General features: G+C 62.8%; 12 protein-coding genes. 8 read left to right on the top strand and 4 right to left on the bottom strand.

Features of this window, described 5'->3' with window-relative positions:
• The first annotated feature begins 266 nt into the window (after positions 1–266).
• Both A5764_RS02625 and A5764_RS02620 read left to right on the top strand, forming a co-directional pair.
• Complete coding sequence (locus tag A5764_RS02625; RefSeq protein ID WP_082951435.1) at positions 267–863, top strand: TetR/AcrR family transcriptional regulator; 597 nt, start codon at positions 267–269, stop codon at positions 861–863.
• A gap of 645 nt (positions 864–1,508) precedes the next feature.
• A complete protein-coding gene (locus tag A5764_RS02620; RefSeq protein ID WP_067108080.1) occupies positions 1,509–2,240 on the top strand; it encodes a PaaX family transcriptional regulator C-terminal domain-containing protein in 732 nt (243 codons plus the stop codon).
• A 43-nt stretch (positions 2,241–2,283) separates the two neighbouring features.
• On the opposite strand, the gene A5764_RS02615 is transcribed toward A5764_RS02620, so the two are convergent.
• Positions 2,284–2,976 (bottom strand): SDR family NAD(P)-dependent oxidoreductase, encoded by a 693-nt coding sequence (locus A5764_RS02615; RefSeq protein WP_067108693.1) that lies wholly within the window; start codon positions 2,974–2,976, stop codon positions 2,284–2,286.
• Positions 2,977–3,029: 53 nt separating this feature from the next.
• Complete coding sequence (locus A5764_RS02610; protein ID WP_231989578.1) at positions 3,030–4,130, bottom strand: alpha/beta hydrolase; 1,101 nt, start codon at positions 4,128–4,130, stop codon at positions 3,030–3,032.
• Between the two features lie 488 nt (positions 4,131–4,618).
• Between A5764_RS02610 and A5764_RS02605 the strand changes: the two genes are divergently transcribed.
• Positions 4,619–5,452 (top strand): mycofactocin-coupled SDR family oxidoreductase, encoded by an 834-nt coding sequence (locus A5764_RS02605; RefSeq protein ID WP_067108076.1) that lies wholly within the window; start codon positions 4,619–4,621, stop codon positions 5,450–5,452.
• A 442-nt stretch (positions 5,453–5,894) separates the two neighbouring features.
• Here A5764_RS02605 and A5764_RS02600 read toward each other — a convergent pair whose 3' ends face one another.
• Together A5764_RS02600 and A5764_RS02595 are read right to left on the bottom strand one after the other, a co-directional pair.
• Positions 5,895–6,992 carry an AraC family transcriptional regulator gene (locus tag A5764_RS02600; protein ID WP_156664464.1) on the bottom strand — a complete coding sequence of 366 codons (1,098 nt, stop codon included), beginning with the start codon at positions 6,990–6,992 and terminating at the stop codon, positions 5,895–5,897.
• On the bottom strand, positions 6,989–8,029 hold the full coding sequence (locus A5764_RS02595) for an AraC family transcriptional regulator (RefSeq protein WP_067108070.1): 1,041 nt from the start codon (positions 8,027–8,029) through the stop codon (positions 6,989–6,991). The genes A5764_RS02600 and A5764_RS02595 overlap by 4 nt, the downstream gene beginning before the upstream one ends.
• A gap of 258 nt (positions 8,030–8,287) precedes the next feature.
• Between A5764_RS02595 and A5764_RS02590 the strand changes: the two genes are divergently transcribed.
• From A5764_RS02590 to A5764_RS02570, 5 genes are all read left to right on the top strand, one after another.
• Entirely contained in the window at positions 8,288–9,664 is a 1,377-nt protein-coding gene (locus tag A5764_RS02590) for an FAD-binding oxidoreductase (RefSeq protein ID WP_197501179.1), read from the top strand.
• A gap of 1 nt (position 9,665) precedes the next feature.
• The gene (locus A5764_RS02585) at positions 9,666–10,709 is read left to right on the top strand and encodes a class I SAM-dependent methyltransferase (protein ID WP_067108065.1); all 1,044 of its coding nucleotides are present in this window, start codon (positions 9,666–9,668) and stop codon (positions 10,707–10,709) included.
• A gap of 22 nt (positions 10,710–10,731) precedes the next feature.
• Positions 10,732–11,676 (top strand): alpha/beta fold hydrolase, encoded by a 945-nt coding sequence (locus A5764_RS27100; protein ID WP_197501178.1) that lies wholly within the window; start codon positions 10,732–10,734, stop codon positions 11,674–11,676.
• A 520-nt stretch (positions 11,677–12,196) separates the two neighbouring features.
• Complete coding sequence (locus tag A5764_RS02575) at positions 12,197–12,658, top strand: cupin domain-containing protein (protein WP_231989577.1); 462 nt, start codon at positions 12,197–12,199, stop codon at positions 12,656–12,658.
• Positions 12,659–12,843: 185 nt separating this feature from the next.
• Positions 12,844–14,013, top strand: coding sequence for an acyl-CoA dehydrogenase family protein (locus A5764_RS02570; protein ID WP_067108057.1), 1,170 nt, complete (start codon positions 12,844–12,846; stop codon positions 14,011–14,013).
• Positions 14,014–14,148: the final 135 nt, after the last annotated feature.

The raw sequence follows: 14,148 nt of genomic DNA, 5'->3' as shown, positions 1-14,148 counted from the left end.
GTGCATTGTCGGCACCGTGATTGACCTCGCCCGCCGCTGGCCTCACCAAAGCTCGCGTCATGAGGTCTAGGTGGTACGGCGCGAGGCTAGCGTAAGTCAGAAACGAAGGTTAGTCAATCGCTAAAGTAAGTAACTTACCCTTTAGGGTTGATGCTACGTTGCAAGCTTGAGCGCATGGCGCGTTCGGCGAGCAGTATGTCCAACCTAAAGCGGGTTTCTTAAGTTAGTGTTGCGCAGGATGCGCTCGGTTGGCAGATGAAGGGTCCATGGAAGTTGACATGTCGCTGCGTGAGCGCAAGAAAGCGCTGACTCGCCGCGCGATCCTAGAAGCGGCCGACCTCCTGTTCGCAGAACGGGGGTTCGATAAGGTGACGGTCGCCGAGATAGCCGATGCGGCCAACGTTTCGGTAAAGACACTCTTCGTCTACTTTCGATCCAAAGAGGACCTCGTCTTCTCCGACGATGACCTGCTCGACACACTGGTGGCAGCATTGGCATCCAGGCCTGAGCAAGCTTCGCCCGCGATGGCGGTAGCCGATGCACTGATCGCTCACTTCCGCCAGCAACCCGAAGCTGTCGCCGGCATGTTTCACCGGCACAGAATCTATGGCGAGTCGCCCGGCTTGCAGGCCGGATTATTGCGGCGATGGTCTGCCTTTGAGGATCGCGTCACCGAGGAACTCGCCCGCGAGGCTGGACGGCCCGCGACGGCAACAATGCGGTTCCAGGCCATACAACTCGTTGGCCTGGTCCGCTGCGCCACATCTGCCGAACTGCGAGCCGAACTCGATTCGAGCGACACTCGAAGGTTCAACAAGTTCGCCAGCTGGGTGCGTAACGCGGCCCGTAGTGTCGGGGATTGAGTCGGGGGCCTAACGACCGGCCGAGTAGCACCGGCGGCCTAGGGGCGCACCGACGACGCCTGAGTGATGCCCGGGGCGCACCAGCGCTGCGTAGTGATGGCCAGCGACTGGCCCCGAGCGTGACACTCACCATCGTGTCTTACATATTTCATACAGCCATATCTACATCGTAACCCCCCGTCACCAGATGCCCGGAAGCGTTCATCGGCATATCAACCCTGGCACGTGGGAGCGGCATGGCGGTGCTACTGCGGCTTCCCCTCGCATAGTGCCCTAACAGGACGCGTCGGGCTCCCAATGCACCCTTCCAATGCCCGGGCGCACGGCACTACCCAGCCGTCAAGGTTACGAATCGCAGATTACATATCTTGTGCGATCGTCTTTATACTGTAATATCGTGTACATGCCAGAAGGGCGCATGGGGGCAACCGCTATGCCGAGGAACCCAGGATGCCGCGGCTGTATTGTCGCGTGCCACGGATCGGCATCCGGGCGATTCGAGCAAGACCACGCTGACGCTCCACAGGCCTGCCGCTTCGACAGGGACATCGCAGGGTGGACGAGGATTTTCGGCTAAAGGCTGAGCCGCAAAACGGCGCCGGCGACGCCGATGACCGGGGTCGCTCGTTTTGAGAGGTATACGAGATGCTGCTTTCTTCTGACCGGCTTACGGCTCGCTCTGTCATCTTGAGCCTGTTACTGGGACTCCACCCACCAGCGGCTACGTCGGCTGAATTGATACGTCTTACATCGGACTATGCAATCACGGAGACCGCGATGCGGGTAGCACTTACACGGATGGTCAGCAACGGCGACTTGGTTCGATCGGTTGACGGCTACCGCCTATCGGATCGGTTATTGGCGCGCCAGCGTAGACAGGATGATGCTCTGCGGCCGCCGACTCGAGTGTGGCGTGGAGCCTGGTTAACGGTCGTGATCACCACCGTCGGGATCGATCCCCGCACTCGGGCCGATACGCGGAAGGTGTTGTACGACAACCGGTTAGCTGAATTACGCGAGGGCGTGTGGATGCGGCCTGACAATCTCAGGCTCGACCTGCCCGCCGATCTGGAAGAGCGAGCAAGGATCCTGTACACATACGACAACGCACCGGCAGAGCTCGCCGGTCTGTTGTGGGATCTTCCCGGTTGGGCGCAGACCGGCCGAGTGCTTCTTGACGAACTGAACAACGCTTCAGACGAGTTCGGCCAATTTGTCGCTGCCGCAACGATCATGCGACATCTGATATCAGATCCTGTGCTGCCGGACAACCTCCTACCAGTCCGCTGGCCCGGCGATGAATTGCGCATGGCATACGCTGAGTTCGCCGCCGAGATCTCCGACCGGCGCTACCAATCCGGCGTTATGGCAACATGACCAAGTCCGACTGCTGCTGCGCTACTAGAGAGGGCTTCGCGCCCTAGTGCGTCGGTCCCACAAATAGGGGATTGAGCTCCAGGCCGCCGTCGATGCCGATGTCTTGTGCAGTAATGTATCCGGCACCGTCGCGGGCCAGAAAGGCGACCAGATCGGCCACCTCCTCAGGACGAGCGAACCGACCGCTGGGCAACGCGGCGCGAAGGCGCTCTCGATCCGCCTCCGGCAACAACCTCAGCTTGGGGGTGTCGGTAATGCCCGGCAGCACTAAGTTGGCCGTGATGCCATGGGCACAGTTCTCGATGGCGATGGTCCGAATCATTCCGTGCAGGCCGGCTTTGGATGCGGCGTAAGCGACTTTGCCCGCCGCTCCCATCCGTCCCGCCATGCTGGAGATCGCCACAATGCGACCACAGCGGCGTTCTCGCATACCCGGTAAGCAGGCCTGGATCACCCGGAAGGCCCCGGTCAGGTTGACGTCGATATCGCGCGACCACTGCTCGGCGCGCATCTTGTGCGCGGGAGCGAAGGTATCAACGACGCCCGCTACCGCGACACAGATATCAATGTCGCTGGCAGGCCACTGCGGCATTGGGTTAGCGGTCAGATCCAGCACGACATCGGCCGGTTCGATAACGTCCATCGTTCGCACCGCCACACCGTCGGCACGCAGCCGCTGGCAAATAGCAGACCCGATTCCCCCGTTCGCCCCCGACACAAGCGCCCGTCGAGTCATCGACACACCCTCCTGTCATCGAGTCTCGGTCGAAGCATTCAAGTCGCGCTTGGCTACAGCGAATGGAGACGACGTACGCGATCATTCATAACTCGTTGCGCCACTTCGGTTGTGGAGGCGAGAACTTCAAACGCGTGCGGGGCGCCGGGGTGCAGATGGAATTCTGTCGGCACCCCCGCCGCCGTAAGCCTTCTCGCGTAAACCAGGTCCTCGTCGCAGAAGATGTCGAGGCCGCCAACATCGATATAGGCGGGCGGCAGATCGGCCAGGTCATCGGCGCGCGCAGGCACTGCGTACGGCGAGACATCTTCGCTCCCCGCCATATCCCCGAGAAGCGCCCCCCAACCTGTGATGTTGTCGTCATAGTCCCAGGTGAGAAAGGGCTGCAGGCGTGGATCAGAGATCGTTGTCCGATCGTCGAGCATCGGGTAGAGCAGCAGCTGCTGGGCCAGCGGAGGGCCGCCTTGGTCCCGCGCCAGCAGAGTTACGCCCGCCGCGAGGCCACCGCCCGCGCTACCGCCCATCACCGCGATACGCGCCGGGTCGATGCCGAGATCGGCGGCGTGCTCGGCGAGCCAAACCAGCGTCGTGTAGCAATCCTGGACCGGAATGAGGTATGGATGCTCGGGCGCGACACGGTAATCGACGGACAGCAGCGGAACGCCGGACGATGCGACATATGCCCGCGCAAGCAGGTCGTAGATCCTGTGCCAGCCCATGATCATCCCGCCACCATGCAGAAAAAGCGCTGCGCTGCCAGGCCGACTGGTATCAGCGCGACTGTAAAGCAACAATGGCAGCCGAGTGCCGTCGTCGGCGGTCGTCGCAAACTGGTCGACCTTGACTCCGCTCACCGGCAATAGCGTTGCGGCCGCCCGGTCTAAAGTGCGTTGCAAGATCGCACGCCGAGTCCGCCAATCACCGGCCGGCGGCCGCGTCACGACCCCATTCGCGGACAGCAGCGGCCGGAGCGCTTGAGCTATCTGTGTGTCCATCGCAAATCCCATGCCCACCGCGCCGATCGGGTTTGACAGATGAGGCTCCCACCTGCGGCGTTTCGCGACGTGTTCATCGTCGATCTTCCACCTTGAGATTGACCGGTGCCTATGGTTATCGCGAAACATACTGTCAGATAAAGCTTCTGCATAGGCCATGACCGAAGAGAACCCTGTCGGCCGGCTGATTGCCGACTCGATCGGTCGCCAACACATCCGCGCAGGCGGCAGCAAAAAACGAAAAGCACTCGGGCGCAGGATCCCTCATAGCGCGAGGATCACACATCCCAGTGCCCGCCGCCGAACGAGGATCATCGCCATCCACGGTGCTGACGCTACGGCCCTCTCCCGTCCCTTAGGTAGCCACTTTGCGCGGGGATACGGTCGATTAACGCAAACGACCTGGTGCGGATGCTCGTCATCAGCTCTATCAACGAAAACCGTTCCTAGCATTAGCTTTGAAGGCCCGCGCGATTGCCAGCTCCACTCTTCGATGCACCGGGCTTGAGCTGCCGCCGCGACCGTTGGCGCAGTAGCCATTATGCGCGCAAGCTGGCCATCACGTTGCGTGCGATGGCTGGTTGCAATCAGTGGGCCGGCCCTAGCGTCGGCGGTATAGCTGAGAACAAAGTCTTGAGAGGGAATCATTGAACGGCGAATTCGAGGGCAAGGTCGCATTCATCACCGGCGCTGCGCGCGGCCAGGGTCGCTCGCATGCTGTCCGCTTTGCCGAAGAAGGCGCCGACATCATCGCTGTCGACATTTGCCGGCAGATCGACAGCGTTGGCTACCCGTTGGCCACGCCGGAGGACCTTGACGAAACTGTCAACCTCGTCGAGAAGGCCGGCCGCCGCATCGTGGCAGAGCGGGCCGATGTTCGGGACTTTGAGAAGCTCAAAACCGTTGTGGAAAAGGGTGTATCGGAACTCGGCCGGATCGACTTCGTGCTGGCCAACGCTGGCATCATGCCGATGGTGGGTAGCCAGGCTCAGCACATTTCAGCCTTCAATGACGCGATTGACGTGATGCTCAAGGGTGTGCATTACACCATCGAAGCTGCGCTACCCTCCCTCCTGCAGCACGGTGACGGCGGGGCCATCGTGATCACCAGTTCAACCGCTGCCCTTTCGGGCATGCACGCGCGGTTCAACATGAAATGCCACGGGGGCTTAGGCTACGTCGGGGCCAAGGAAGGTGTCGTCGGGTTGATGCGGTATTACGCGAACGCACTTGGGGAGAAGAACATTCGCGTCAGCACAGTGCATCCGACCGGCGTAGCAACCCCGATGGTCGTCAACGAAGCGGTTAATCAGCTACGTGCCGATCAACCTGAATATCAAGTGGCACTTGCAAGCCCTATGCCCGTTTCCCTTATTGAGCCGAGCGATATCAGCGACGCGATGGTCTATCTCTGCGGGCGTTCGGGCCGCTACATCACCGGTATCACCTTGCCGGTCGACGCCGGAAATGCCGTCAAGTAGTCAGCGAGCAGCTGGGTCGGGTTGGAGGAGCGCAGCATGGTGATCATGAGGTGCCCGGACTCTCGGCCGGGACGCGGCTAGCTTTACCGATGATGCTTTTGCTCCGAGGGGCGGCACCACCTCAACGGTCTTGATCCCGAGGTCGCCGTGGTGGCGGCAGCCCTGCCGAGGATGGCCCCTTCGGATCTTGCGTCGGCGCGCGAGGCCGAACGGCTGGTGGTCGGCAACCTACCGACATACGAGGCCCGGACCGCGTTGTCTATCCAGGACATCACCGTTGCGGGCCAGCAAAACGCTGCGGACGTTTCGGCTCGTATCTACTCGCAGGCTGAGCGCGCGGTCCCCGTGCCAGCGCTGCTGTACCTCCATGGGTGCATATGTGATGGGCGGCCAGCGTGCGCCCCGCGACTGCCTGAGGACATCTCGCTAAGGTTCGGCACAGCTACGCAAAGGACCTCGACTGTCGTCTGCCTGAACGGTAGGCCGACCGGTGCAGGGTCATGGCGGGGTTCTCGCCATAGCGGGCCGCATACGCCGCGGCGAAACGTCCCAAGTTCGTAAAGCCCCAACGGAAAGCAATCGACGCTACTTTGTCGATCGATGGATCAGCTTCCAGCAGATCGTGGTGCGCTCGGCGCAGCCGAACGTCGCGCAGATATGCCATCGGGGAAGTGCCTACGTTCTGCTTGAAGCCTTGCTGCAGGGAACGGACGCTGACGTAGCTCCGCGCCGCCAGGGTCGAAACCGTCAACGGCTGGTCCGGTTCCGCCTCGATGAGCTCGATTGCCGCGCGGATCGCGGCGGGCGGGGGCTCGGTCGCCTCGCCCTCCAAGATCCCTCGGTACGAGTGATCCGCGGCCAGCAGTAGACCGCGGACCAGGCCCTCGGTGTATGGCATCCCCACCAGTGGGCGATGCAGGACACTGTCAGGCCGGAACACCTGCTCGGCGAAGACCGACACCATGGTGATCCAGCTCCGGACGGCTTGGGTCGCGGTTCGCATGATGGGTTGAAAGTCAATCTGGGAAGCTACCGAGCGGCCGAGCGCATCAGCGAGAGCGTCTTCGACGGCGTGACGATCGATCATCACCGCCAGCAGACGGCCGACGTAGCGGGACATGCCGGCTTTGCCCTCGGGCCGATACACCGCCACGGAGCCGGGCACAGCGTCGATCGAAAGATCGTTATCCCAGGCTGTCGAGGGGTTCGCGACGGGGAGAGTGACGTGATAGTGGGGACGTGTCTCACCGCCGTTCACCCATACGTCGTCGTGGAAATCCGCGTCCAGGACCGTGATTGGACCGAGACGACGCATTCGGTGCGCGAACGCGAAGGAGCGTGCGTCCCCGAGTGGCCCAATTTCTGGCCACCAATACGACGATGACTCCAGCTGGCTCCTGCGCAGTTCGGCGAAGTCGTCCACCGACCGCACCGAAACCCAGGTGTCGGTTTGTAGTGTCACCGCGGAACCTGTCATCCGGTCTGCCATGGCGATCCTCTCTTTCGGCATGGCTGTATCGGGACCTTGCTGCGAGATCACCGATCAGCGCCGGAGGGTCCTCGTGCGGATCGGTGGTCCCCGACGCTGCGCTGGAACGCCCTGCGCCGCAAAGTCTCGGTTGGTGTCTCACCGTAACGCGCGGCGTGGGCGGCGGCAAACCTCCCGAGGTTGGTGAAGCCCCAGTGATAAGCAACCGAGGCCACGGTGACCGTCGACGGGTCGGACCTGAGCAACGTCTGGTGCGCTCGTCGCAGCCTGACCTCGCGCAGGTACGCCATCGGAGAAGTGCCCAGGTGTTGTCGGAACCCTTGCTGCAGTGAACGCACGCTTACGTGGCAACGTGCGGCGATCGAGGACAGCGTCAACGGTAAATCTGCTTCCCCTTCAATGATCTCGACCGCGGCACAAATCGCGCGTGGCGCACCCAGCCGTTCGTCTCTGCCAAGGGCGCCGCGGTGGGGATGCTCCGCGGCGAGCAAGAACCCACGCACCAGACTGTCGACGAATGGCAATCCGACCAGCGGATGGTTCAACACGGCGTCTGGCCGGAACAACTGCTCCTTGAGCAGCACCACCATGTTGACCCAGCTTCGGGTAGGCGCCGCGTTGGTGGGCATCACCGGTGTGAAATCGGGTTGCGACGTCACCTGCCGACCGAGTGCATCGCTGAGCGCATCGTCGACAGCCGAGCGGTCGATCTTCAAAGAGATCAACCTACTGCCGCCGGCCCAACGCGCTGCGGTGTGACCCTCCGGCGCATACACGGAGGCGACGCCCGGCCCGGTGGTGAGAGACGACCCACGAGACACACCCTCGATGCGGCCGGACAGCGGTACAACGATTCGATAGGCGCCGCACACCTCGCCGGCGTCCATTGACATATCCGCACCGAGGACGATTTCGGAGACGGTGACCAGACCCATCCGACCCACCCGCTGGGTGAGCGAAAATTCCTTGGGATCAGTCAGCAGATTCAGGTGGGGGCGGCCGCAACACACCAGGGCGAAGTCGTTGAACTCCTTCGCCGGTGTCCATAGTTTCGTATTGGTAGCGTCCGCAGTCGGCGCTCCCGTCATTCGGTCGCCTTCGCTCACCGTTCGCAGATCCCCTCTCCACACCTGCGCAGGCGACGCTAGCGCCGCTGAGTTTGCTGCGCTATACGGCGACAGCGACGCTGCGCGAAACGTCCACAGCGCTGCGCTATTCGGCTAGGCGCTCTACGAGCGGGTGCTTACTGTCGAGGTCGTGCCTCGCGAGCCGATATCGAGACCGCGCCTATGAGATGCGCTAAATCCGCTACTCCCCAGCGCTTTTCGAATCGCCAGCTTGCCTCGTTGAGCTCTCGGCTCGCCGGCGAGGTGGTGCATCCGCGACATCCGGACTACCAACGAGCGCGCCGCGTCTGGAACCACATGATCGATCGCCGGCCCGCGTTGATTGTCCGCTGCGCGAGCGATGCCGACGTCGCTGCAGCCATCAAATTCGCGCGTGAGTGCACCCTTCGACTGACCGTCAAGGGTGGCGGGCACAGCGTCGCCGGACACTCCATGGTCGATAACGGTGTCATCATCGACCTAGGTCGGATGCGCCAGGTCCGCGTCGATCCGGGTGCCGGGCGGGTGCGAGTCGGTGGCGGTTCTCTCCTGGCCGATATGGACCGTGCCACGCAAGCTTTCGGCCTCGCGACGCCGGCCGGCGTCATGTCGCAGACCGGTGTCGCGGGGCTGGCGCTCGGGGGCGGCATGGGCTGGCTGAGCCGCAAGCACGGCCTTACGTGCGACCACCTGATCGCGGCCAGAGTGGTGCTGGCTGACGGCAGCGTGCGGACCGCCAGCGCCAGCGAGAACCCCGACCTGTATTGGGGGCTGCGGGGCGCCGGGACCAACTTCGGTGTGGTGACGGAGTTCGAATTCGCAGCGCAGACCGTGGGTACGACGCTCCCGGTCGGCGTAGCGCTGTACCACATCGAGGACGCCGCCGACGCGATCCGTCATCACGGACAGACGATGCTGCACACCAGCGACGACCTCAAAGTCATGATTTACCTGCGTCGCGCAGCGGCCGAACCCGGCGTGCCGCACGACTTGTTGAATGCGCCCGTGTGCATGTTCGTGAGTGTCTGGACGGGAGATCCCGCGGACGCCGCAGGTGTGTACGAGCAGTTGTGGGCGGGGGCGCCGAGAGTGTTCGAGAACATTCAAACCCTGCCGTATGTTGCGCTGCAGTCGTTGAACGACAGCGCCCTCGGGCCCGGCGCATGCAATTACACGAAAGGCGGCTACGCCGGCGAGATGACCGACGGCTGCATCGAAGCGCTCATCGAGGCTGCGAACTGCTTGCCTAACGGGCTCTCAGCGATCGAGTTCGGCTATCAACACGGCGCCCAGGACCGACTCGGTGAAGACGACACCGCGTTCACCGACCGTCACGCCGATTACCTCGTCAACGTGCTGGGACGATGGCGGCCAGGAGACGAAGCGCGGCCCCACATCGATTGGGTGCGAGATACTTTCGCGGGCATAACACCATGGCAGACCGGAGGCCTGTACTCGAATTTCATGGCCGTCGACGACGACCACCGGGTGCGGGAGGCTTACCGGAACGGCAAGTATGAACGGCTGGCCACGATCAAGGCCAAGTACGACCCCGACAATGTCTTCAGCAGCAATCCGAACATCCTGCCCGCCAGAACGAACGGCCCGGGAGTCTGACATGCACCTCGGGCTGATCCCCGACAATCCGGCGGAATGGCAGGCGTTGACATCTGGTCGAGTCCCGTTGCCGTTCTTCCAAATTCATTTCGCGTTCGGGCTTGCGCACACGGTCATCACAGCAACCAGGCTTGGGGTATTCGAGTCGTTGGCGCTGCAGGCCGCAACGGCCGCCGAAGCCGCCAGGCGGTGCCGAACCGATCCGGCGGCAACGCAGAAGCTGCTGACGGCCTTGGCGGGTTCCGGTTACCTATCGGTCCGCGAGGGCCGGTATGCGTTGACGCCGATGACCCGCACCTGGCTGGCTGCCGGAAGTCCCCGCTCGCTCGTGGACGCGGTGCTCTTCGCGTTCGACGAATGGGAGCTGATGAGCCACATCGAAAACTACGTGCGCACCGGGACGCCGATTGACATCCACGAACGCATGATCGAGGACCAGTGGGGCCGTTACCAGCGGTGCATGCGCGCATTGTCCGGCCAGTCGGCGGAAGAAGTCGCGCACCACATTCCGGTGCCCCGCGGCGCCACCGCCATGATCGATGTCGGCGGCTCGCACGGGCACTACTCGGTTGCGCTGTGCCGGCGTCATCCCTGCTTGCAGTCGGTGGTGCTGGACCTGCCCGAGGCCGTCAGGGCCGCCGCGTCGTTGCTGGCGGCCGAGCGGATGGGGCCTCGCGTAATCCACCTCGAGGCCGACGCGCTGAGCCATGATTTCGGCGCCGATGCCTACGACGTGGTGCTGCTGTCAAATCTCGCACATCACTTCGACGAGTCGCAGAATGCCGATTTGTTCGGCCGGCTGGGACGCGCCCTGCGCCCCGGCGGTGTGTTCACGGTGATCGAGCCCATCCGACCCGACACGGGTGACGCCGTCGACCAATTGGCCGCACTGAACGAGCTGTACTTCGGCGTGACCAGCCGATCCGGCACCTGGACCGCGCGCGACATCGCCGGCTGGCAGCGCGATGCGGGCCTGCGACCGGCGTCCGAACCCATCATGCTGAACGATGGCAACACCGGACTGCAGATCGCAACGAAGGCCTAACTCAACTGGATATTCGGTCGGTATGCGCAATGGACTGAAGCTCTGGCTTCGAAACGACGGCCAGCGGCACCGCATTCGTTGCTTCCAGCCGTTGAAGTCACCCTCGACGGCGGCCATGGCCAACAAGCAGCTCTCGAAACTTCCCCCATTGATGTGCGGCTCGGCGCCCTGCCCGACAATCCCGGGTTCACCTGCGGCCGATTCAACGCTCAGTGCAGCCGGGCGCTCCGGACCCAAAGCCGGCGAGGCACAACTCATCAAGGCGCATACAACACCGGTCGTCGCCTTGCCTGGTACTTTTTGTGCTCCGAGGATCTTCGCTCGACTGGCTGCGATTATCACGGATGAGTACCAGCTAGAAGCATTGTCTTGGATGACTGACGCGCCAGCGTGGAGCATCGATGAGCTGGCTGAATGGGTTGCCTCCTTCATTGAGGAGCACTTCAGAAAAGTGATTCTGATTGGACACTCAACCGGTGGAGCAATCGCATTGCGACTGGCCGGGCTGCGGCCCGATCTGATCCGCGGCCTGATGCTGATCAATACCGGGCCCAACATGAACCACCATGATGGTGTTCTTGGTTTGGTGGCCGACATCGAGCAAGATCGAATGTCCGCTGCCGTGCACGCGGTGCTGCAGCGGTGCTTTCATATCCAACCGTCGCCCGATGACCTGCAGGCGCTGCTGGACTACGGTCTCGCAGTACCGCCACGTGCAGCCCTCGACGTGTTACACAGCCAGCATCGAACCGATTTGCTCCCTAGCCTGGGCGCCGTGCAGGTCCCCGTTGCCGTCGTGCATGGTCGGCACGATCGAGTACGTAGCGTTTTCGAAGCGCGGGTGATGGCCGCCAGCGTTCCCGACGGCTCCTTGATAATGGCAAGTTGCGGACACAGTCCCATGTACGAAGTCCCCGAACTTGTGTCATCCGCGCTGCGTGAGCTGGATCGACGCACCCGAGCTTAAGCCCGCCCGCAACAAGCCGGTCCGATGCTCACCGAAGGACGGCATCGTCGACGCGCTGCCTGTCATCCGGTCTTCATCCACCTCTCGAATTACGAAGTGACCGTTGGAACTCGGCGTTCACCGACATTCAGGGACGCGCCGCCCGGCTGCGCAATTCGTCCAAAGCGCTGCGCAATTCATCTAGGTCAGATGCGGGCAGCCCCTTACTGTCGAAGTCGTGCGTCACAAGCCGTTTACCCCAGCTGGAAAGAAGCCTATGAGCGGTGGCGAATCGCTTCCGGGCCAGTGCCTTTCCGACTTCAAGAACAACTCGAATGTCTTGCCCGCTAATCTGACAGAACGGCGGGCGTGACGTGCATCTGTGGCCGCACCCCCAGTACCTGCCACAATGGCAGGCGTTGGCGTATGGGCGAGTTCCGCCGCTTACATCGGTTGCGTATTCGGCGCCGTCGCCAGAAAATCCAGCCGCCACAGCGACCGAACAGCTTGCGCGCGAACCCCTTCCAGGTGAGCTGCGGGGGTGATTGAGGTGGGTCACTCACCGGGAGCGGGGCGGCAGGTGCGTTTGAGTGGGCCGGCGGCGCTGGCCGTCGTCGTTGCGACACTCTGTGCGTGCCAGGCGTCCGCAACACCGGCCCGGGGCATCCAATCGGTGATGTTGAACCAGACGTCGCTGAACGAGAATGACTACCTCACCGGCGACATCACCATCGCGCCCGGCGGCAGCACCGGCTGGCACTGGCACGACGGCAAACTGATCGGCGTCGTCAGACAGGGCACCCTGACACATAACGCGTCGGATTGCTCGACAGACGGCGTCTACAACGCCGGCGACACGATCATCGAGCCCGCCGGCGCCGACCACGTTCACCTCGGCCGCAACCTCGGCGCCGTCCCGACGATCCTGCAAGTCATCTACGTCAACCCGCCCGGCAAGCCGCTCGCGGAGGACGCCCCGAATCCCGGTTGCGGCTTCGACTGACCAGCGCCTCGCATCATGCTCACGACTCTCAGATGCATCGGACTCGTCATCGACATTCGCGTCGGCCATATCGAAGTCCATCAAGCCTTTCCTCGTTCTCGCAGCTGACAAGCCCGACGCATACAGCTGACCCGACGAAGGCCGGACGTGCGTCGGAATCACCGCAATGGCAACCAGGAGGCAGCATGACGCAGGACGTGCAAACGGTACTTGACGCCACGGCAATCTTGTCCCGCGTCGAAAAGATCGACCCGGTTGTGCGCGCGCACGCCGATGAAGCCGAGCGCGAAGGCCAGTTGAGCGCTGCAGTCGTCGATGCGCTGCGGTGGTCGGGTGTATTTAGGATGGCTATGCCCTCGGCGTGGGGCGGCCCGCAGGTTGATATCTGCAAGCAGGTGCAGATCATTGAGAGGCTGGCCCGGGCTGACGCGTCTGCGGCATGGTGCGCCATGATCGGCTCCGAGAGCGGGTTTTTCGCGTCCTATATTGAGGAGTCAGCCGCGCGCCGACTGTATGCCGACCTTGATTTCATCAATGCGGGCTTCCTGGGGCCGGCGGGTACGCTTGAACCCTGCGACGGTGGCTATCGACTCTCGGGGCGCTGGTCATTCGGAAGTGGTGTAACCCACGCCGACGTGATTGTCGGTGGCGCCATCGTCATCGAGAACGGGCGGCCCCGTCGCGGCGAAGCCGGAAGGCTTGACCACAGGGTGGCCATGCTGCCGGCGGCGCGCTGGGAGGTGCTTAGGACGTGGGATCCAGCTGGCTTGGGAGGCAGCGGAAGTCACGACTACACAATTACCGACACCTTCGTCCCGGAGGAATACACGTGGATTCCGGGAGAGTATAGGCGAACTGAACCGCTGTACTCCTGGTTTGGGCTGGCGCCGGCCGCGGGCGTGGGCGTGGCAATCGGGGTGGCCGCTGAGGCGCTTGACGTGGCCCGAAAGATGTTGGATGCGAAGGTCAGCAAAGCGTTGATGGGCCGTGTGACCGGAGAGCCAACCGTACGAACGGCATTGGCCAAGGCGGCGGCATTGATCGGGTCGACGCGCAGCTACGTCTACGACACCCTGGGCGCTCTGTTCGAGACGCTGCAAGCGGGTGCAGAGCCCCCCTTCGATCAACGCGCGCAATGGGCGGGGTGTGTGGTTCACACCGGCACAAGTTGTCGACATGCGACCCAATTACTGGTTGACGCAGTTGGCTCGGCGGCACTGCAGCGGTCATCTCCGCTGGGCCGACAGTTGCGCGATCTCAACATGATCGCCCAGCACGGCCTGACCAACCAACGGGTGTGGGAATGGGCGGGCGGACTTTACTTCGGAAAGCCCCCGCCTATGCCCGCGTACTGACGTCACCGCAAACAATGATTTCGCCTCCGTCGAGCGCGCCATCCGGAGCAACCCAAGGACCGTCAGAACGGCGAACCGCTAACCACAACCGCGGCTACCACCCGGACAACCCAGCCAGCCGATGAGCTTCGAAAT

Origin of the sequence: Mycobacterium sp. 852002-51057_SCH5723018 (assembly GCF_001667035.1) — a bacterium.
Classification (GTDB): domain Bacteria; phylum Actinomycetota; class Actinomycetes; order Mycobacteriales; family Mycobacteriaceae; genus Mycobacterium.
Note: the sequence above shows the minus strand (reverse complement) of the source record. Positions and strands in the feature narration are given on the sequence as shown.

Excerpts from the sequence above, each read along its gene's own strand:
- A5764_RS02625 (WP_082951435.1), top strand. The coding sequence starts at position 267 with ATGGAAGTTGACATGTCGCTGCGTGAGCGCAAGAAAGCGCTGACTCGC.
- A5764_RS02620 (WP_067108080.1), top strand. The coding sequence starts at position 1,509 with ATGCTGCTTTCTTCTGACCGGCTTACGGCTCGCTCTGTCATCTTGAGC.
- A5764_RS02615 (WP_067108693.1), bottom strand. The coding sequence starts at position 2,976 with ATGACTCGACGGGCGCTTGTGTCGGGGGCGAACGGGGGAATCGGGTCT.
- A5764_RS02610 (WP_231989578.1), bottom strand. The coding sequence starts at position 4,130 with ATGGCCTATGCAGAAGCTTTATCTGACAGTATGTTTCGCGATAACCAT.
- A5764_RS02595 (WP_067108070.1), bottom strand. The coding sequence starts at position 8,029 with ATGACGGGAGCGCCGACTGCGGACGCTACCAATACGAAACTATGGACA.
- A5764_RS02585 (WP_067108065.1), top strand. The coding sequence starts at position 9,666 with ATGCACCTCGGGCTGATCCCCGACAATCCGGCGGAATGGCAGGCGTTG.
- A5764_RS27100 (WP_197501178.1), top strand. The coding sequence starts at position 10,732 with ATGCGCAATGGACTGAAGCTCTGGCTTCGAAACGACGGCCAGCGGCAC.
- A5764_RS02570 (WP_067108057.1), top strand. The coding sequence starts at position 12,844 with ATGACGCAGGACGTGCAAACGGTACTTGACGCCACGGCAATCTTGTCC.